Annotated in this window: 17 protein-coding genes and 1 pseudogene; 13 read left to right on the forward strand and 5 right to left on the reverse strand. The window is 60.3% G+C overall.

What is annotated here, in order from left to right; genetic code table 11:
• The first annotated feature begins 36 nt into the window (after nucleotides 1-36).
• Nucleotides 37-966, forward strand: a complete 930-nt coding sequence (locus tag BFQ04_RS27050) for a zinc ABC transporter substrate-binding protein (protein WP_065953399.1) — start codon at nucleotides 37-39, stop codon at nucleotides 964-966.
• Between the two features lie 113 nt (nucleotides 967-1,079).
• On the opposite strand, the gene BFQ04_RS27055 is transcribed toward BFQ04_RS27050, so the two are convergent.
• Together BFQ04_RS27055 and BFQ04_RS27060 are read right to left on the reverse strand one after the other, a co-directional pair.
• Nucleotides 1,080-2,033 (reverse strand): homoserine kinase, encoded by a 954-nt coding sequence (locus tag BFQ04_RS27055; RefSeq protein WP_065953400.1) that lies wholly within the window; start codon nucleotides 2,031-2,033, stop codon nucleotides 1,080-1,082.
• 56 nt (nucleotides 2,034-2,089) lie between these two features.
• Entirely contained in the window at nucleotides 2,090-2,380 is a 291-nt protein-coding gene (locus BFQ04_RS27060) for a DUF2782 domain-containing protein (protein WP_057725690.1), read from the reverse strand.
• 74 nt (nucleotides 2,381-2,454) lie between these two features.
• Here BFQ04_RS27060 and polA point away from each other — a divergent pair, with 74 nt between their 5' ends.
• Nucleotides 2,455-5,250 carry a DNA polymerase I gene (gene polA / locus BFQ04_RS27065; protein ID WP_065953401.1) on the forward strand — a complete coding sequence of 932 codons (2,796 nt, stop codon included), beginning with the start codon at nucleotides 2,455-2,457 and terminating at the stop codon, nucleotides 5,248-5,250.
• 269 nt (nucleotides 5,251-5,519) lie between these two features.
• Here polA and yihA read toward each other — a convergent pair whose 3' ends face one another.
• A complete protein-coding gene (gene yihA / locus BFQ04_RS27070) occupies nucleotides 5,520-6,161 on the reverse strand; it encodes a ribosome biogenesis GTP-binding protein YihA/YsxC (protein WP_042943980.1) in 642 nt (213 codons plus the stop codon).
• Between the two features lie 189 nt (nucleotides 6,162-6,350).
• On the opposite strand from yihA, the pseudogene BFQ04_RS30200 reads away from it, so the two are divergent.
• The 6 genes and pseudogenes from BFQ04_RS30200 to BFQ04_RS27095 all read left to right on the forward strand — a co-directional run bounded on the left by BFQ04_RS30200 (nucleotide 6,351) and on the right by BFQ04_RS27095 (nucleotide 11,834).
• Nucleotides 6,351-6,576, forward strand: a pseudogene (locus BFQ04_RS30200) (cytochrome).
• 33 nt (nucleotides 6,577-6,609) lie between these two features.
• On the forward strand, nucleotides 6,610-7,221 hold the full coding sequence (locus BFQ04_RS27075; RefSeq protein WP_065953402.1) for a c-type cytochrome: 612 nt from the start codon (nucleotides 6,610-6,612) through the stop codon (nucleotides 7,219-7,221).
• Between the two features lie 168 nt (nucleotides 7,222-7,389).
• A complete protein-coding gene (dsbA, locus tag BFQ04_RS27080) occupies nucleotides 7,390-8,025 on the forward strand; it encodes a thiol:disulfide interchange protein DsbA (RefSeq protein WP_065953403.1) in 636 nt (211 codons plus the stop codon).
• A 10-nt stretch (nucleotides 8,026-8,035) separates the two neighbouring features.
• The gene (locus BFQ04_RS27085; RefSeq protein ID WP_065953404.1) at nucleotides 8,036-8,914 is read left to right on the forward strand and encodes an endonuclease/exonuclease/phosphatase family protein; all 879 of its coding nucleotides are present in this window, start codon (nucleotides 8,036-8,038) and stop codon (nucleotides 8,912-8,914) included.
• Nucleotides 8,911-10,968, forward strand: coding sequence for a diguanylate cyclase (locus BFQ04_RS27090; protein ID WP_065953405.1), 2,058 nt, complete (start codon nucleotides 8,911-8,913; stop codon nucleotides 10,966-10,968). Before BFQ04_RS27085 ends, BFQ04_RS27090 begins: the two co-directional genes overlap by 4 nt.
• Before the next feature lie 89 nt (nucleotides 10,969-11,057).
• Nucleotides 11,058-11,834 carry an N-acetylmuramoyl-L-alanine amidase gene (locus BFQ04_RS27095; protein WP_065953406.1) on the forward strand — a complete coding sequence of 259 codons (777 nt, stop codon included), beginning with the start codon at nucleotides 11,058-11,060 and terminating at the stop codon, nucleotides 11,832-11,834.
• A 35-nt stretch (nucleotides 11,835-11,869) separates the two neighbouring features.
• Here BFQ04_RS27095 and BFQ04_RS27100 read toward each other — a convergent pair whose 3' ends face one another.
• Nucleotides 11,870-13,657: an ATP-binding protein gene (locus BFQ04_RS27100; protein WP_065953407.1), complete on the reverse strand. Its 1,788-nt coding sequence runs from the start codon at nucleotides 13,655-13,657 to the stop codon at nucleotides 11,870-11,872.
• 10 nt (nucleotides 13,658-13,667) lie between these two features.
• Nucleotides 13,668-15,014, reverse strand: a complete 1,347-nt coding sequence (algB, locus tag BFQ04_RS27105; RefSeq protein WP_057725682.1) for a sigma-54-dependent response regulator transcription factor AlgB — start codon at nucleotides 15,012-15,014, stop codon at nucleotides 13,668-13,670.
• Between the two features lie 401 nt (nucleotides 15,015-15,415).
• On the opposite strand from algB, the gene BFQ04_RS27110 reads away from it, so the two are divergent.
• The 5 genes from BFQ04_RS27110 to BFQ04_RS27130 all read left to right on the forward strand — a co-directional run bounded on the left by BFQ04_RS27110 (nucleotide 15,416) and on the right by BFQ04_RS27130 (nucleotide 19,787).
• The gene (locus BFQ04_RS27110; protein ID WP_065953408.1) at nucleotides 15,416-15,700 is read left to right on the forward strand and encodes a hypothetical protein; all 285 of its coding nucleotides are present in this window, start codon (nucleotides 15,416-15,418) and stop codon (nucleotides 15,698-15,700) included.
• Between the two features lie 78 nt (nucleotides 15,701-15,778).
• The gene (locus tag BFQ04_RS27115; RefSeq protein WP_003187386.1) at nucleotides 15,779-15,943 is read left to right on the forward strand and encodes a DUF1328 domain-containing protein; all 165 of its coding nucleotides are present in this window, start codon (nucleotides 15,779-15,781) and stop codon (nucleotides 15,941-15,943) included.
• Between the two features lie 2 nt (nucleotides 15,944-15,945).
• A complete protein-coding gene (locus BFQ04_RS27120) occupies nucleotides 15,946-16,413 on the forward strand; it encodes an inhibitor of vertebrate lysozyme family protein (RefSeq protein WP_065953409.1) in 468 nt (155 codons plus the stop codon).
• A gap of 714 nt (nucleotides 16,414-17,127) precedes the next feature.
• A complete protein-coding gene (gene gltP / locus BFQ04_RS27125; RefSeq protein WP_057725679.1) occupies nucleotides 17,128-18,459 on the forward strand; it encodes a glutamate/aspartate:proton symporter GltP in 1,332 nt (443 codons plus the stop codon).
• 98 nt (nucleotides 18,460-18,557) lie between these two features.
• A complete protein-coding gene (locus BFQ04_RS27130) occupies nucleotides 18,558-19,787 on the forward strand; it encodes a nucleoside recognition domain-containing protein (RefSeq protein ID WP_065953410.1) in 1,230 nt (409 codons plus the stop codon).
• Nucleotides 19,788-19,830 lie beyond the last annotated feature (43 nt).

Below are 19,830 nucleotides of genomic sequence, written 5' to 3' on the forward strand. Positions count from 1 at the left end.
GAGACGTTATTATGTTACCTGTTCCTACGCCATTGAGTGGTCATCGTGTCCCGACTTTTTCCCGTTTTTGTCGTATTTGTCACCAGTTTGTTCGTGGCTGGCGCCGCTCAGGCCGAGGTCAAGGTGCTGACCAGCATCAAACCGCTGCAACTGATCGCCGCGGCTGTGCAGGACGGGGTGGCCGTTCCAGAGGTGTTGCTGCCGCCGGGTGCGTCGCCGCATAACTTTGCGTTGCGCCCATCCGACGTACGGCGCGTGCAGTCGGTCGACTTGCTGTACTGGATCGGGCCGGACATGGAAACGTTCCTGCCGCGTGTGCTGAAGGGCCGCACGGCTGCGACGGTGGCCGTGCAGGATCTGCCAGGCATGAAACTGCGCCGTTTCGGCGAAGATAGCCACTCCCATGCCGACGAAGCCGACGAGCATGATCACGATCATCGCCCTGGCAGCGTCGATGCGCATTTGTGGTTGTCGACGGTGAACGCGCGCGTCATCGCCGCGCGGATGGCGGCTGACCTCAGTGCGGCCGACCCGGCCAACGCCGAGCGTTATCAGAGTAACGCCAAAGCCTTCGAGGGTCGCCTGGATGCGCTGGATATACGCCTGAAAAAGCGTCTGGCAGGCGTTGAAGGCAAGCCTTACTTTGTCTTTCACGAAGCCTTTGATTACTTCGAAGACGCTTACGGCTTGAAGCACGCCGGCGTGTTCAGCGTTGCCGCCGAAGTGCAGCCCGGGGCCCAGCATGTGGCGGCGATGCGTACGCGGTTGCAGGAAGTGGGCAAGACTTGCGTGTTCAGCGAGCCGCCGTTGCGGCCACGATTGGCTGAAACATTGGTTGCCGGGTTGCCGGTTAAATTGGCAGAGCTGGATGCGCTGGGCGGCTACACCCCGGCCACTGCTCAGGGTTATGAGCAGGTGCTGGAGAAATTGGGCAACGACTTGGCCGGGTGCCTTGAATCACTCTGACAGTCGCCGTAAATCAAATGTGGGAGGGGGCTTGCCCCCGATGAGGGAGTGTCAGTGAATACATCAGTGACTGACCCACTGTCATCGGGGGGCAAGCCCCCTCCCACACTTTTTTAGAGCGCGAACGGCAGATGCACAGTGACCTGTTGGCGTTGCAGCAGGCGAAGCTCGAACTCGGCAGGATCGTGGATGAGCACGTCCTGCCCGGCAAACGACTCGGCTGCGATCAGGCGCGACAGCCAGAACCGCACGCACGCCACGCGCAGCAGGGTCGGCCATAGCTCGGCTTCCTTGGCGGTAAACGGCCGCAACCCCGCATAAGCGCCCAGCAGCGCGCGGGCGCGTTGCCCATCAATCACGCCATGGGCGTCCGAACACCAGTCATTCAAGGCGATGGCGACGTCATACAGCATCGGCCCCGAGCAGGCGTTGTAGAAGTCGATCAGGCCGGTCAGGTGCGTGCCTTCGAACATCGCGTTGTCGCGGAACAGGTCGGCATGAACGTTGGCGCGCGGCAGGGCGAGAATCTGCGCCTTGTGGGCTTCTATCTCGTTTAACGCGTCCCGCAGCAGGCGCTGTTGTGCGTCGTTGAGGTGCGAAATCAGCTTTGCACCCTCACTGAGCATCCAGTCCAGCCCGCGATCGGTCTTGCGTTCCAGTACCTTGTCGCCCTGGGTTGCCAGGTGCAGGTGGCCGAGCAGGTCGCCGACCTGGGCGCAATGCTGGGCGTTGGCGTCCTTGATGTGCTTGCCGGCCAGGCGTGGTTGCAGCAAGGCAGGTTTGCCCTTGAGTTCGCGCAAAGCGCTACCGTCGGTAGTGCGCAGGGCGTACGGCACCGGCAGGTCGGCGTTGTGAAGCACGTCGAGCAGTTCGATGAAGAACGGCATTTCTGCCACGGGGCCCCGCTCGACCAGGGTCAGGACGAACTCGCCCTGCTCCAGGCTGATAAAGAAATTGGTATTTTCGCTACCGGCGGCAATCCCCTGGAAATCAAGCAGGCGGCCGAGCCCGTAAGGGGCAAGAAAGGTTTCCAGCTCGGGCCGAGCCAGGGGGGTGAACACAGACATGGTTAAAACTGCCATTACGGGCGCCGCTCAGGGCAGCGCCGGTTGAAATTAGGGAATCATTTCCATTCGAAGATCTTCCATGACGGGATCAGCATATCCGGCTGGTCAGAACGGATGAAGTTCGCGTCGGTTCCATCCGCGCGTACCAGGAAATACGGTGGAGCCCCTTTTGGCGTTACCTTGATGGCGTACAGGAAGCCGTTTTGACGGTACTCCTGGATGGTCTTGTCGCCCTCCGTGCGAATGGTCACTTCCGGATCTCCCGACGGGGCATCGTCTGCCGCCATGGCAGCCATCGGAGCAAGTGCAATCAAGCCAGTGAACAGCAGGCGATTGAATGTACGCATGATAACCTTGTCCCTTTGTTTTCATTGGTCCGGCTATTCTAGCGCCTGACCCGCCGAAAAGGTTGATCCTGCTCATGAGCCAAGCGCCCCTCGTCCTGGTGGACGGTTCTTCTTATCTGTACCGCGCCTTCCACGCGCTGCCACCGCTGACCACCTCCAAAGGCCTGCCGACCGGTGCGGTCAAGGGCGTGTTGAACATGCTCAAGAGCCTGCGCAGGCAATACCCGGACAGCCCGTTCGCCGTAGTATTCGACGCCAAGGGCGGGACCTTTCGCGATGAAATGTTCGCCGACTACAAGGCCAATCGCCCGAGCATGCCCGATGACATGCGCCTGCAGATCGAGCCCCTGCACCAGAGCGTGATCGCCCTGGGCTTCCCGTTGCTGTGCGTCGAAGGCGTCGAGGCCGATGACGTGATCGGCACTCTGGCCCGCAGCAGCGCCGCCGCTGACCGCCCGGTGGTGATCTCCACCGGCGACAAGGACATGGCGCAACTGGTGGACGGGCACATTACCTTGGTCAACACCATGACCGGTAGCTCGATGGACATCGAGGGCGTAAAGGAGAAATTCGGCGTCGCTCCGGAGCAGATCATCGATTATCTGGCGTTGATGGGCGACTCCTCCGACAACATCCCTGGCGTTCCCGGCATTGGTCCGAAGACCGCCTCCGGTTTGCTGGTGGGGGTGAATGGCGGCCTGAAAGAGCTGTATGAGCAGTTGGACATTGTGCCGACCCTGCCGATTCGTGGCGCCAAGACGCTGCCGGCCAAGTTGGAAGAGCACAAGGAGATGGCGTTCCTGTCCTATCGGCTGGCGACGATCAAAATCGACGTGCCCCTGGACATCGGCCTGGACGACTTGCACCTGATCGAGCCCGATCGCGAAAAGTTGCTGGAGTTGTACACGCTGCTCGAGTTCAAGAGCTGGTACGACGAGATTCAGCGCGATAGCAAGCGTGTCGAACTCAAGGCGGCCAACGAAAGTGCACCTGCCGCCGAGGTGCCTGCCGAGGCGGTTATCGCAGTGCCCGTGGAGACGGTGTACACCACCATACTTGACCAGGCCACGTTCGATCTGTGGCTGAAGAAACTCCACGACGCGACGTTGTTTGCCTTCGATACCGAGACCACCGGGATCGACGCCCAACAGGCCCAATTGGTAGGGCTTTCGTTTGCGGTGCAGGCCCACGAAGCCGCCTATATCCCGCTGACGCATGCCTACACGGGCGCGCCGGAGCAATTGGACCGCGACACCGTACTGCTGGCCTTGAAGCCCTTGCTGGAAGATCCGGCCAAGCTCAAGGTCGGCCAGCACGCCAAGTTCGACATGAACATCCTGGCCAACTGCGCCATCGGTGGCGACCCGGCGCAGGGCATCACGGTGCGCGGCATCGCCTTCGATACCATGCTCGAATCCTACGTGCTGAACTCCACCGCGACCCGCCATGACATGGACAGCCTGGCAAAGAAGTACCTGGACCACGCCACCGTCAGTTTCCAGGACATCGCCGGCAGGGGCGCCAAGCAGCTGACCTTCGACCAGATCGCCCTGGAGCAAGCCGGGCCCTACGCGGCCGAAGATGCCGACGTGACCTTGCGCCTGCATCAGGAACTGCACGCGAAGTTGACCGCGATCCCGAGCCTGGCCAGTGTGCTGACGGATATTGAAATACCGCTGGTGCCGGTGCTGGCGCGTATCGAGCGCCAGGGCGCCCTGGTGGACAAGGAGCTGCTGGGCATCCAGAGCATCGAGCTGGGCAACAAGATGGTCGAGTTGGAGCGCCAGGCCTTTGAAATCGCCGGCGAGGAATTCAACCTGGGGTCGCCCAAGCAGCTTGGAGCGATTCTCTACGAGAAACTCGGCATGCCGGTACTGAAAAAGACCGGCAAGGGGCAGGCATCCACCGCCGAAGAAGTGCTGGCCAAACTGGCCGAGGATGATTTTCCGTTGCCCAAGGTACTCATGCAGTACCGCAGCATGAGCAAGCTCAAAAGCACCTACACCGACCGCCTGCCGGAACAGATCAACCCGCGTACCGGGCGTATTCATACGTCCTACCACCAGGCGGTGGCGGCGACCGGGCGTCTGTCTTCCAGCGATCCAAACCTGCAGAACATCCCGGTGCGCACGGCCGAGGGGCGACGCATTCGCCAGGCGTTTATCGCGCCCAAGGGCTACAAGCTGCTGGCGGCGGACTACTCGCAAATCGAACTGCGGATCATGGCGCACCTGTCGAAGGACGAAGGCTTGATGAATGCCTTTCGCAACGACCTGGACGTGCACACCGCCACGGCTGCCGAGGTTTTCAAGGTTGAATTGACCGAGGTCACCTCCAACCAGCGCCGCAGCGCCAAGGCGATCAACTTCGGCCTGATCTATGGCATGGGCGCCCAGAAGCTCGGCAAGGACATTGGCGTCGACACCAAGACCGCCAAGGCCTATATCGATGTGTACTTCGCCCGCTACCCCGGGGTGCGCGAGTACATGGAGCGCACCCGTGCCCAGGCAGCGGACCAGGGCTATGTGGAAACCTTCTTCGGGCGGCGCCTGTACTTGCCGGACATCAACTCCAACAAGCCCCAGGAGCGCGCAGCGGCAGAACGCACCGCGATCAACGCGCCGATGCAGGGCACGGCAGCGGACATCATCAAGAAAGCCATGGTGAAGGTGGACAACTGGCTGACCGAGTCGAGTCTGGATGCCAAGGTCATCCTCCAGGTGCACGACGAACTGGTATTGGAAGTCCGTGAGGATCTGGTCGCCGAGGTCAGCGAGAGAATTCGCGAGCACATGAGCGCTGCGGCTCAGCTGGACGTACCCCTGGTGGTGGACGTGGGCGTTGGCGATAACTGGGACGAGGCCCATTGATCCTGCGGCTTCGCCATCGCAACGGGTGATGGCGAAGCGCTTTGGATCGGAAGCCGCCGTCAGTTATTTCCAAGTGTTTTTCGAGCTTGCCGGAACTTAACCTGTGAACTGACACTCAGAGTTACTGAATGGGTGGTGAAGCCCTTCAATGCTCCTATGTTGTGTTAAGTGTTGGCAGATATCCGGGCCCCGCCCTAGCGGTCCGGAACTTGGACCCCGAACTTCCCCTCCCCATACGAAGTCCGGGGTTTTTTTTGCCTGCAGAAAAGTTATTCGGCGATTTCCGCGCCCTTGTCCGCCAATTCCATCCAGCCGGCCAGTACGGTGTAGGCGTCTTCCAGGCCCATGCGCTTTGGCGCGGAGAACAATTGGATGGTGATCGCATCGCCCCAACCCTTGCGGATTTCAGACTGCACTTTGAGCAGGGTGTTCTTGGCCGCGCCGTAGGTCAGCTTGTCGGCCTTGGTCAGCAGGATATGCATCGGCATGCCGCTGGCGACCGCCCAATCGAGCATCAACAGGTCGAAATCGGTCATTGGATGACGGATGTCCATCATCAGGATCAGACCCTTCAAACTCTCCCGGCCACCCAGGTAAGCCTCCAGGTGACGCTGCCAGTGCAGCTTCAACGGGATAGGGACTTTTGCATAACCGTAGCCCGGCAGGTCGACCAGACGCCGATCATCGTCTAGCTTGAAGAAATTGAGTAACTGCGTGCGACCCGGGGTTTTCGAGGTACGCGCCAGGCTGGCATGGGTGAGCGTGTTCAGTGCGCTGGACTTGCCGGCGTTGGAACGGCCGGCAAAGGCGACTTCAAAGCCTTCGTCATCGGGGCATTGGTCCACTTTGGCGGCGCTGAGCATGAAGGTGGACTGTTGGCACAGGCCAAGGATGGGATTCTTGAGTTGCATGAGTTTTCCGATGTGAGCGGTGCCGAAAAAGGGTGCGGCAAGCGGTGTCGTTTCCGTTTCAGTAGCGCCAGTATATAATGCCGCAGATTTTGTGTGTGCTTTGTCCCAGCGAAGGATGAAGTTCACGGGAGCGAAAAGACCTTTATTGCGCATTAGAACGCAAAACGCTCTCAAACCCTGAAAAGGTCGATGTATGACCTGATGGTGACTCGCTTCGGTGTCCTGATCGCGCCTGTAAGACGCTCAGGCTACACAGGAACCGGAAGCGCTGTACAACCGAGTTTGCGTGGTTACGCTGATGCAACGCGTGACCCGGGGTTTCAAGGCAATGCCGCCGCGTGGTTTGTGCATGGACTGCAGTACTGAGGATTACCAGGCCATCAATGAGTTGATGGTGAGTAAACCCGGTAGATAACTCTTAAACCCTTAGCCGTAGTTGGATTAGCTGATGAACAAACTGATCGTGAGTCTGCTGTTGACCTTGGGCATCACCGGTGTTGCCCATGCTGCAGGCGACGCTACCGCGGGGCAGGCGAAAGCCGCCGTGTGTGGTGCTTGCCATGGACCGGACGGTAACAGCCCGGCGCCGAACTTTCCCAAACTGGCAGGCCAGGGTGAACGTTACCTGGCCAAGCAGATGCACGACATCAAGGATGGCAAGCGCGTGGTGCTGGAAATGACCGGCTTGCTGGCCAACTCCAGTGATCAGGACATCGCTGACATCGCGGCGTATTTTGCCAGCCAGAAAGGCAGTGTGGGAGCTGCTGATCCGAAACTGGTCGCTCGTGGCGAGAAACTGTTCCGTGGCGGCGACCTGGACAAGGGCCTGCCCGCCTGCACTGGCTGCCATTCGCCCGATGGCGCAGGCAACGCCGCCGCCGGCTTCCCGCACTTGAGCGGCCAGCACGCTGCCTACATCGCCAAACAGCTGACCGATTTCCGCAAGGAAGAAGCCGGCCGGGCCAATGATGGCGACGCAATGACCATGCGCACCATCGCCCGCAAATTGAGTGATGAAGACATTGCAGCAATCTCCAGTTACATCCAGGGCTTGCACTGACAGCCTGCAACGTTAACGCTCGATTAATCCATCGATGCAAGCATAAAAAGGGTGGCCAAGGCCGCCCTTTTTTGTGGCCGCTGCCGTTACACTAACGAACTCATGTCCGCGTAGACCTGTCACACCTAAAGGTCGCGTGAGGCGACTTTATTTGTCCAGGAGTAAAGCATGCGTAATCTGATCCTCAGCGCCGCTCTCGTCACTGCCAGTCTCTTCGGCATGACCGCGCAAGCCGCCGACGTGCCGCTTGAAGCCGGTAAAACCTACGTTGAATTGACTAACCCGGTCCCGGTGTCGGTGCCCGGCAAAATCGAGGTGGTGGAGCTGTTCTGGTACGGCTGCCCGCATTGCTACGCCTTTGAACCGACCATCAACCCCTGGGCCGAAAAGCTGCCGACGGACGTGAACTTCAAGCGCATTCCGGCCATGTTCGGCGGCCCATGGGATGCTCACGGCCAGCTGTTCCTGACCCTGGAAGCCATGGGTGTGGAGCATAAGGTCCACAACGCGGTATTCAACGCGATCCAGAAAGAAGGCAAGCGCCTGACCAAGCCAGACGAAATGGCTGACTTCGTCGCCACCCAGGGCGTCGACAAAGACAAGTTCCTGGCCACCTTCAATTCCTTTGCCATCCAGGGCCAGATCAAACAGGCCAAGGAACTCGCGCAGAAGTATGGCGTGCAAGGCGTACCGACCCTGATCGTCAACGGCAAGTACCGTTTCGACCTGGGCAGTACCGGTGGCCCTGAACAAACCCTCAATGTCGCCGACCAGCTGATCGCCAAAGAGCGCGCAGCCAAGTAAGGGGCTCGCCATGCGTCGCTGGGGTACCGAACGTGTCGTTGGCCGGCATGACCCGCAGGTCAACGAACATCACCTGGAGTCCACAGGCCTGCCGGCAGACAGCCGCTTGCGCCTGCTCAGCTTCAATATTCAGGTGGGTAACAGTACCGAGAAATATCGGCACTACCTCACGCGTGGCTGGCAGCACTTGCTGCCGCACAAGGGGCGTACCAGCAACCTGCAGAAAATCGGCGACCTGCTCAGCGACTTCGACCTGGTCGCTCTGCAGGAAGCCGACGGCGGCAGCCTGCGCTCCGGCTACATCAACCAGGTGGAACACCTTGCCCAGCTCGGTGCCTTCCCCTACTGGTACCAGCAACTCAATCGCAACCTCGGGCGCCTGGCGCAGCACAGCAATGGCGTGCTCAGTCGCTTGAAGCCGACGGTCATCGAGGATCACCCGTTGCCGGGTCCCAAGGGGCGTGGTGCGATCCTGGTGCGTTTCGGCGAAGGCCCGGAAGCCCTGGTGGTGGTGATGATGCACCTGGCGCTCGGCGGGCGTACGCGCAACCTTCAGTTGGCCTATGTGCGCGACTTGATTGGCAACTACAAGCACCAAGTGTTGATGGGGGACATGAACACCCACGCCAACGACCTGCTGCAGAACTCTCCGCTGCGTGACCTGGGCTTGCTGGCGCCACAAGTCGAAGCCACGTTTCCCAGTTGGCGCCCGCAGCGCTGTCTGGACCATATACTGCTCAGCCCGAGCCTCACACTTGAAAGTGTGCAGGTACTGGCGCAGCCCATTTCCGATCATTTGCCGGTCGCGGTGGAGATTCGTCTGCCGGGTTCGCTGACGGCTGATGCATTTCCCGCGTTGAGCCCCGGTACCGGCGGTCCTCTTGCATGAGCGACGACGCCCAGCGCTGGAAAGAAAAATACCTTAAAAGTGTCGAGCAACAAGACAAGCTCGAACGCCGCTGGGCCGCCCGCCTCGACCTGCTGCGCCGAGGGCTGGTGCGCAGCACGCTGGCGGCGGAAGGTACTGACCGCGCTGTCGATCAATGCATGAAGGAAATGCGCGATGTCGTGCGCACTGATGACATGGACGCTGCCCTGGCCGCCCTGCTGCCGCGTCTGGAAAAGGCCGTACTGGATTCCGAGCAACGCCGTGAAACCCGGGTCGACCAGATCAGTACCGCCCTCACCGCCCTGGTCGCGCAATTGCAGAAACTGCCGCTGCCCCGTGAGGTGGCGCGCCCGCTGAAGACCTTCGCCAAGCAGCTTGACGGTCGAGTCGGGCAGGCACGGGAAATCCCGCTGCTGCTCAGCGAGTTGAGCAGCCTGCAGGAACAGGCGCTGCATAACCTGGGGCCGGATGGCGAAACGCCGCGCTCCGGGCCTGGGCTATTGCAGCGCTTGTTCGGTGCCAAGGAGCTTTCGAACGAAGCGCCAGCGCCCGAGCCAGAGACACCTCCTGCGCCAAAACCTGTCGCAGCCCCACCTGCTGCGACTGAGTCTCCAGAGCCCGCGCAATCGGAGGAGCTGGCCCAGGCATTGCGGGCTTTTGCGCCATTGCCGGCAGCTACGGCCGCCTCCTTGCCTGAACCGGCGGCGCCCGTCAAGGAAGAGGCGCCGGCCAGTGTAACGTTTGAGTTCGAAGCGCCTGTTCAAGCGTCACCCGCGCCCACGCCTGACGAACCCGAGGTGCCTGAGTCGCCTGAAGCGCCCGCCGAGGACGATGCGCCCGAAAGCGCGCTCGCGGCTTTTATAGATGCGCCGCAAGACCCCGTCGATACGCCTGAGGAAACGCTGATCGGCAGCCTTTCGCTCCCGCCCGTATTGGAGACCGCAGAGCCCGACCCCGACGCCCTGCAACCGGACGGTCTCTACGCCCTGCCCGATTCGCCCGAGCCTTCCTACAGCTCGGTGGCCAAGCATATTGAAGACACCTTGCTCGGCCTGCTCGAAGACCTGTCCCTGCCCGAGCACCACCGGCCCCAAGCCGAAGCCATGCGCGAGCGCCTGGCCCATGGCTTGAACTGGTACGAGCTGCTGCCGATCCTCGATGACCTGGCGGTGCTGATGCTGGCGGTGACCGACAGCGGCCAGCATGAGTTCGAGGCTTACCTTAAACAGCTCAACGAGCGTCTTGAGGCATTCCAGGGCCATTTGCAGTTCGCCAGCGACGAGCATGCCGACAGCCGCTCCGCCGCTCGGGAGCTGGACACGCAAATTCGCGAACAGGTAGACGGCCTGCAAAGCAGCGTGCAGGAAGCCGCCGATCTGGACAGCCTCAAGCAGGTGCTGGAGAGCCACCTTGAAGGCTTGCTCGGCACCATGGACGAACACCGGCAACAGCGCGACCAACGCGAACAGGAAGTGGCTGCGCGCCTCCAGGGCCTGGCTCAGCGAGTGGCGAACATGGAGCAGGAAGCCCAGGGCTATCGTGAGCATCTGGAGATACAGCGCCAGAAGGCGCTGATCGATCCGCTCACCGGCCTGCCTAACCGCGCGGCCTGGAGTGAGCGCCTGGATCATGAGGTCAATGCCTGGCACCAGCGTGGCAACAGCCTGTCACTGGCCATGCTGGACCTCGACCACTTCAAACGCATCAACGACGGCTACGGCCATTTGGCCGGCGATAAGGTCCTGAAGATCATCGCCAATGTGCTGCGCAAGCACCTGCGCCCGACCGATTTCATTGCGCGCTTCGGCGGCGAAGAGTTTGTGTTGCTGATGCCCGACTCGGCCTTGGCGGATGCCCTGGCTGTGGGCGAAGTGTTGCGACTGGCCATCGAGGCTTGCCCGTTCCACTTCAAGGGCGAGCCCGTGACCATCACGGTATCCATGGGGATCGCGCAGTTCCAACCGGGCGAGCGCAGTGACTTGGCACTCAAGCGCGCCGATGAAGCGCTTTACAGGGCCAAGGCGGCGGGGCGTAATCGGGTGCAGGCGGCGTAAAAGATGTTCTGAATTTGTAATTTGACCGCTTGCCCGTCAGCGTTACGTTACACTGTTGCATTATCGTCCTTTGTGTAATGCCTTCTCCTATGAAATCTTTCTTCATCGCCGTTGCCGTGGTTCTGCTTGCCGGCTGCTCCAGCGGTCCGCGCCTCAATACCAGCCATCCCTCTGTGAATCACGACAATCGTGTGCAATTTGTGGTGGTGCATTACACCTCGGCCAATCTCGAGCGCTCCCTGGCGCTGCTGACCCACGGCCAGGTCAGCAGCCATTACCTGATCGGCGATGACGCATCAGGCACAATCTACAAGCTGGTTGATGAAAGCCAGCGCGCCTGGCATGCGGGGGAAAGCGAGTGGATGGGGCGTACCTGGCTCAACTCCAGCTCCATCGGCATCGAGATCGTCAACCCTGGCTATAGCGATACCGCGACCGGCCGGGTGTGGTACCCGTACTCCGAAGCGCAGGTGAAGTCGCTGGTGGTGTTGCTCAAGGACATCAGCAAGCGTAACGGTATCGAGCCCAAAAACATCATCGGGCATAGCGACATCGCGCCGCTGCGCAAATTGGACCCGGGCCCGTTGTTCCCATGGAAGCGTCTGGCCGATGAGGGCTTGGGGGTCTGGCCGGATGCCCAGGCAGTGGCTCGATTCCAGCAGCAGTACGCCGCGCAACTGCCGAGCATCACCTGGTTCCAGGAAGAACTGGCGCGCCTGGGCTACCCCACACCGCAAACCGGTGAGCTGGATGTGGCCACGCGTCACGTCATCGCAGCGTTCCAGATGCGTTTCCGCCCATCGTTGTTCGACGGCACTCCCGATGCGCAAAGTGCGGCGATCCTGCGCACCTTGAACCAGCGCTGAAGGATACGAGCCTTTGGTAGCGAGGGCGCCTGTTCTTACAAAGGCAAGGCCATATAGAACTGCGTTCCCTGCCCCGGCCGCGAATACACACCCATGCGGCCGCCGTGCAATTGCACGATCTCCTTGCACAGCGCCAGCCCCAGGCCGGCGCCGCCTTTCTTGCGTCCTACCTGCACGAAAGGCTCGAAGATGCGCCCTTGCTGGCCGTAGGCAATGCCTTCACCGTTGTCCTCGACGCTGATAATCACCCGTTCGCCATGACGTCGCGCCTGCAAGCGAATCTGCCCATCCTCGGCAGTGTGCCGCAGGGCGTTACCCAGCAAGTTGTCGAGCACACGCTCCAGTTGCGCCTGGTCGGCATACAGGCGTGGCAGGTCGGGCTGGGCTTCGACCACCAGTTCGATACGTTGCGCGTTCGCCGGCTCGGCGAACCGAGCCCGGGCATGTTCCAGCAGGTCGGTGACATCGCACGGCCCCAGCGTGAGTTTCTGCAGGCCGTTCTGATAGCGCGAGAAGTTGAGCAAATCGTTGATCAACTGCATCAACCGCTGCATTTCTTCGTTGACCGTATCCAGCAGGTCCGCTTCGCGTGATTCAGCCGGGAACTTGGCTCGCTCGCGGAAGAGCCCGAAGGCCATGTGCATGCCGGTTACCGGCGTTCGCAACTCGTGGGAGGCGCGCAACACGAACTCACTGCGCACTCGCTCAAAGGCACGTTGCTCGGTGACGTCATGCAGCACCATCACCGCGCCCAGAATATGCCCCTGGGTGTGACTGACCGGGGTCAGGCTGTACGTCAGCAGGCGCAGCTCACCTTCGACTTCCACTTCCAGATCTTCCGGCGCCCGCTCCAGGTTGCCGCCGCGCAGCACCAGCTGCAGTTGTTCATCCATTTCCGGGCGGCCCAGCGCTTCGCCCAGGCCCTGGCCGAGGCGCTCTTCGTCCCAGCCCAGCTGGCGTTGCGCGACGGGATTGAGGTGTTCAAGGTGGCCTTGGCGGTCAATCATCAGCAGGCCATCGTCGATGCTGTCGAGCACCGCCTGCAACCGCTGCTGACCGGCGAGCAACTCATCGACATTGGTGGCCTGATGTTGGCGCAATGCCTCGGCCATGATGCCGAAGCGACGGGTCAATTGGTTCATTTCCGCCGCCGTCGATATCGGCAATGTCACTTCGAAATCGCCTTGCCCGATTTTATCGGCAGCCTTGGCCAGCGCTTCGATTGGCGCGCCGAATCGCCGGGCTATGCCATGGGCGGTCACAAAGCCGATGATCAGCACCGCGAGGCCAACCAGCCCCATCAAGCTGGCGATCAATAGCGCCCGTTCACGGGATTTATGCTCGCTTGTGCTGATATTTTCCAGCGCCAGCTTGTGGTGGACGATCAGCCCGTTGCGCAGGGTATTGAAGGTTTCAGTGAGCTTTTCCCTGCTGGCCGGCAGAGACGGGTTTTGCTGGGATTCGTCAAATGCCTGCAGCAGGTTCTGGTAGTCCTTGCGTGCCTGCTCGAAACCGTGGGCGTGACCGTCACGCTGTTCATGGGCTATGCCCTGGTCCAACAGGTCGAAATAGCGCTGTTTGGAGGCTTGCAGGGCGGCCGGATCAGGGCGCTTTTCGAGCATCATGATCAGTTGATCGCCCAGGCTCTGGCGCAATTTCACGCCCAGGTCGAGGGTGACGAAATTGCTGCGAATCAACGACTCCTGGGTCTTGGCCATCTGCATGACGCTGACCAGGCCCAGAATCAGCCCCAGCAGGGCCACGGTGATCAGCGCCGAGATGCTCAGGAATAACCGGGTGCGCAGTTTCATCGCGAGCTTCATGAGGTACAGCTCATAAGTTGTACTGTTTGCGTTTGCGATACAGGGTCGACGCATCGATGCCGAGGGTGCGAGCAGCCTGGTCCAAGGTATCGCTGGTGGCGAGAACGGCGCCGATATGGGCCTTTTCCAGCTCGTCCAGGCTCAGCGCCGCACCAATGCGCGGTGCGTTGTTGGTCGGTTGCTCGGCCATGCCGAGGTGACTGATCTCGACCTTCTCCTGAGGGCAGATGATGCTGGCGCGTTCCACCACGTTGCGCAGCTCCCGGATGTTGCCGGGCCAGCGATAGTTGAGCAGCGCTTCGCGCGCCTGATCGCTGAAGCCGCGCGCCGGGCGGGCATATTCCTTGACGAAACGTGCCAGGAAGCGGTCGGCCAGGGTCAGGATGTCTTCACTGCGTTCGCGCAGCGGCGGCAGGTGCAACGTGATGACGTTGAGGCGATACAGCAAATCTTCACGGAAGCGGCCGTCGCGCACCATGTCTTCCAGGTTCAGGTTGGTGGCGGCAAGAATGCGCACATCTGCGCGGCGGGTAACCGGGTCGCCCACCCGCTCGTATTCCTTATCCTGAATGAATCGCAGCAGCTTGGGTTGCAGAGTGAGCGGAAAGTCGCCGATCTCGTCGAGAAACAGCGTGCCGCCGTCTGCCTGGTTGACGCGGCCCAATGTGCTTTCGCTGGCGCCGGTAAATGCGCCGCGGCTGTGACCGAACAGTTCGCTCTCCATCAGTTCTGCGGTCAACGATGGGCAGTTGATGGTCACGCAGGATTTCTTCGAGCGTTTGCTCCAGCCGTGAATGGCCCGCGCCAGCTCGCCCTTACCGGTGCCCGACTCGCCGAGGATCAAGATATTGGCATCGGTGCCCGCTACCTGCCGTGCGGTTTCCAGTACCACCATCATGGCCGGGCTGTGGGAATCGAGGCCGTCCTTGGGCTGGCGCACCGCACCTTCCAGGGCTTCCAGCCGCGCCGAGAGCTGGCGCACTTCCAGTTGCTTGGCGGTGGCCAGGCGCAACTGGTCCGGGCTGCAGGGCTTGACCAGATAGTCGGCGGCGCCGGCCTGGATGGCATCCACCGCGGTGTCCACCGCCGAATGGGCGGTCACGATCACGACACGCATCCATGGCGCTTGAATACGCATATGAGCCAATACATCCAGGCCGTTGTCCTCGCCCAGGCGCAAGTCAAGGAAGCACAGGTCGAACACTTGGCGTTGCATCAAGGCATCGGCCTGGGCTGCGCTGTTGGCGGTGGCAACGGTATAGCCTTCATCTTCCAGGCAATAGCGGAAGGTACGGAGGATCGCGGACTCGTCATCCACTAAAAGAATGCGGCCTTGAAGTTCCTTGGCTGATTCCATCTGTCCCGCGCTCCTTAACTGTGAATGTTGGTGTTTAGTCCCGGAATAATCGGGCAAGTTGCATGGTTTATTCTGATTGATAAAAGGCAACGTGGCGTAGCTATCTGCACATCTTCCTACACGCGCCGGTAAAAGGCCCGATCTAGTGGCGTTTTCATATCTTCTCGGCGCTTCGGCAATCACTCCGGCGCTTTCGATCCCTTGACCCGACCACTGGCCATCGTGCATTTCGCACGGCTGTTGGGAGGGTATCGTGCAGGATGCTGTGACGCGCACCTGTGTGTATTTCATAACTATCTGATTTTATTAGGTTTTATTTTGTAAAAAACCTGGCATGCGCTCTGCAATAGGTAGTGCATAGAGCGTCATGAACGAATAATCAGAATGCGGGAGAAAGCAGTATGACTCGCCAAAGCCTCAGCCAATTGCGTGTATCGCCGCTGTACGTGCAGCAAGGTCTGTTCGCCAGCCTGGCCTTGATGGTCACGCTGATTGCCGGCCAGCAGATGCAGCATTGGCAGCAGAGTCAGCAGCTAGCCCCGCAGTTTGAACGGCCTGTCATGACCCAGACCCACTTTCGTTCCGTTGGTAGCACGGCTGCCGATGTAACCGCCCCGCGACTGAGATTGGCAGACCAGGAGTCCACCCTGAGCGAACTGCCCGTTCAAGAACGCTGGGTGTTCTAAGCAACACAACGTCGCTCGCGCCGAGCGACCGCACGGCATCACCGCTGTTACCTCTATGAAAGCTTAAGGAGAATCACCATGTTGAGTTGGGCAATCACATTTCTGATCATCGCCATTGTGGCTGCAGTCCTGGGCTTCGGTGGTATCGCCGGTACGGCTACGGGTATCGCCAAGATTCTCTTTGTGGTCTTCCTGGTGATGTTTATCGCTTCGTTCTTCTTTGGTCGTAAAGGCCGAGGCTGAATATGACCACTCTGCCTTTTAAAGCCATTGCCGCCGCCCTGCTGTTAGGCGGCAGCGGCCTGGTGATGGCCGCCAACGACGGCCAATCCCGGGCCAATGAATTGCTCAGCGCGGACCCACAGTACCGTGAAACCTGGCAAGGCGTGGTGAAGAAAGAAGAGCGCCTGCCCGAATGGGTAATGAACCTGTCGGGTACGGCCGAGCAGATGAACGCTGTCGAAGAGGATGGCGACAAGTATCTGGTAGGGCCGCTGTGTGAAACGGCAGATACCTGCCTGAACAAGCGCCTGATCGTCGCCTTCAGCTTTGATAAGGAAGATGCCTACGCCATGTTGGTGGAAGTCCCGGCCGGCCTGCCGGCGGACAAATCCCCGACGCGGCACGCCGATTACCGTTTTATCGGTAAGCCGGATGAAGGCATGCAGAAGCTGCTGATGGAGCAGCTGAAGAAAGATCCGAATTGGTACTAGGTTCCGTCTTACGGAGCCGGCGTCCATAGAAAGAAGCCAGTTTGCTTCTTTCTGTTTGCATCGCGCACCACGCGCGATGCATGACCAGGGGGTCGGGTTGCTCTGATCGATCAGGATCGGCGCGATCTACGGGTACAGGGAGTGCCTGCGCAAGGGCCGGGTCAGGTGAAAAGCTGCGACGCAAGTTCACAAGTCCTCAAGCTTGCTGAACTTGCGGCGGGCTTATGACTCTCATTGCTCACGTCATGCCGCTCATAGCTGGCATTCTTCGTTTTGCCTCTCGCTAATCATTACGTAGTGTGTCGACGCGACCATCCATCGAGAAGTTTTTCCGAGCGCTACAGGTTATTTCTTACGCCAGGCCGCGGATATTCCAGGCATTTCTGCTCAACACCCCCGAGTTCTCAGCTACCTCTGCGCAAGCCGGAATTGGCAGCTTCACGGCCGTTTCACCCGCTTCAATGGCGGATTCGAACTGACCGTTCAGACAATTATTTTCAAAAAAAGCCATGCCGATTCGGCATAGGGTAGGCGTTTACGGCATTAGACGTCGCTGCCTTGCATGGGAATAGTTGCGCCTTTTTTCGCCTGCCAGTAAGCCATTTCGGCCACGCTGCGGTGACCTTCCATGGAGGCAGATGCTCACACTTTTTCGCTTTCGAGCGGTCCAGCTGGCGCATTTGCCTTAAGTTCACTTGAAGTAAGGGTAATGACATGAAGAAGGCAAAGCTAAGCCTCGCCTGGCAGATCCTCATCGGTTTGGTGCTGGGGATCGCAATCGGTGCAGTGCTCAACCATTTCAGTGCTGAAAAGGCCTGGTGGATCAGCAACGTGCTGCAGCCGGCAGGCGATATCTTTATCCGCCTGATCAAGATGATCGTCATCCCAATCGTGATCTCCTCGCTGATCGTCGGCATTGCCGGTGTGGGTGACGCGAAAAAGCTGGGCCGCATCGGCGTCAAGACCATCCTCTACTTTGAAGTCGTCACCACCATCGCCATCGTGGTCGGCCTGTTGCTGGCCAACCTGTTCCATCCGGGCGCGGGCATCGACATGAGTACCCTGGGCACTGTCGATATCTCCAAATACCAGGCCACCGCCGCCGAAGTGCAGCATGAGCACGCGTTCATCGAGACCATTCTCAACCTGATCCCGTCGAACATCTTCGCGGCCGTCGCCCGTGGCGAGATGCTGCCGATCATCTTCTTCTCCGTGCTGTTCGGCCTGGGCTTGTCGAGCCTCAAGCCGGAACTGCGCGAGCCTTTGGTGACGATGTTCCAGGGCGTGTCCGAGAGCATGTTCAAAGTCACTCACATGATCATGAAGTACGCCCCTATCGGTGTATTTGCGCTGATCGCGGTGACGGTCGCCAACTTCGGCTTCGCCTCGCTGCTGCCATTGGCCAAGCTGGTGATCCTGGTTTACGTCGCAATTCTGTTCTTCGCGTTTGCGGTGCTGGGCCTGATCGCCCGCCTGTTTGGTTTCTCGATCCTCAAGCTGATGCGCATCTTCAAAGATGAGCTGGTGCTTGCCTACTCCACCGCCAGTTCCGAAACCGTGCTGCCGCGTGTGATCGAGAAGATGGAAGCCTATGGCGCGCCAAAGGCGATCTGCAGCTTCGTGGTGCCGACGGGTTATTCGTTCAATCTCGATGGTTCGACCCTGTACCAGAGCATCGCCGCGATCTTCATTGCCCAGCTGTACGGCATCGACCTGTCGATCGGCCAACAACTGATGCTGGTGCTGACCCTGATGGTCACCTCCAAAGGCATCGCTGGCGTGCCGGGTGTGTCCTTCGTGGTGCTGCTGGCTACCCTGGGCAGCGTGGGCATTCCATTGGAAGGCCTGGCGTTTATCGCAGGTGTCGACCGTGTGATGGACATGGCGCGTACCGCGCTGAACGTGATCGGCAACGCCCTGGCGGTGCTGGTTATCTCTCGCTGGGAAGGCATGTACGACGATGCCAAGGGCGAGCGCTATTGGAATTCGCTGCCGCACTGGCGCAGCAAAGAGGCGCTGCCGGCCGGCGAGATCACTCGCGGCTGATCGCTCGATTGCGCTGACACAAACCCCGGATAATTCCGGGGTTTGTCGTTTCTGCCAGCCCCGCTATCATTCGCCCCATCTTTCGGGGGATTTAACTGATGCTCAATGGCCTGTGGCTTGGCTTCTTTGTGGTGGCAATGGTGTCAGCACTGGCGCAATGGCTGGTGGGCGGTAACGCCGGGATTTTTGCGGCGATGGTGGAAAGCATTTTCGCCATGGCCAAATTGTCGGTGGAGGTCATGGTGCTCTTGTTCGGCACCCTGACACTGTGGCTGGGCTTTCTGCGTATCGCCGAAAAAGCCGGGATCGTCGACTGGCTGGCCAAGGCCCTGGGCCCGCTGTTTCGTCGCCTGATGCCGGAAGTGCCCGCCGGTCACCCAGCCGTCGGCTTGATCACCCTCAACTTCGCCGCCAACGGCCTGGGCCTGGACAACGCCGCCACGCCCATCGGCCTCAAGGCCATGAAAGCGCTGCAGGAACTCAACCCCATCCCCAATACGGCCAGCAACGCACAGATCCTGTTCCTGGTGCTCAATGCGTCCTCGCTGACGCTGTTGCCGGTGACCATCTTCATGTACCGCGCCCAGCAAGGCGCTGCCGACCCGACGCTGGTGTTCCTGCCGATCCTGTTGGCCACCAGCGCCTCGACGCTGGTGGGCCTGCTGTCGGTAGCGGTGATGCAGCGCCTGCGCTTGTGGGACCCGGTCGTGCTCGCCTACCTGATTCCCGGCGCGTTGGTGCTGGGGGGCTTCATGGCGTTGCTGGCGACCCTGTCCGCCACGGCGCTGGCCGGGTTGTCTTCGATCCTTGGCAACCTCACGTTGTTTGGCTTGATCATGCTGTTCCTGGTGATCGGCGCCTTGCGCAAGGTCAAGGTGTATGAGGCCTTTGTCGAAGGCGCCAAGGAAGGCTTCGACGTTGCCAAGAACCTGCTGCCCTATCTGGTGGCGATGCTCTGTGCGGTGGGCGTGTTGCGTGCCTCCGGCGCCCTGGACTTCGGCCTGGAAGGGATTCGCCATGTGGTGGCCTGGACCGGCATGGACACGCGGTTTGTCGACGCACTGCCCACCGCGATGGTCAAGCCGTTCTCCGGCAGCGCGGCCCGGGCGATGTTGATCGAGACCATGCAGACCCAGGGGGTGGACAGTTTCCCGGCGTTGGTGGCGGCGACGATCCAGGGCAGTACCGAGACCACGTTTTATGTGTTGGCGGTGTACTTCGGGTCGGTGGGCATCCAGCGGGCGCGGCATGCGGTGGGGTGTGCGTTGTTGGCGGAGTTTGCGGGGGTCGTTGCAGCTATTGCGGTGTGCTACTGGTTCTTTGGTTGAGGCTTGGATTGCTATCGGGGGCAAGCCCCCTCCCACATGTTGA

The organism is Pseudomonas sp. 37 R 15 (assembly GCF_900004865.1).
Classification (GTDB): domain Bacteria; phylum Pseudomonadota; class Gammaproteobacteria; order Pseudomonadales; family Pseudomonadaceae; genus Aquipseudomonas; species Aquipseudomonas fluorescens_AM.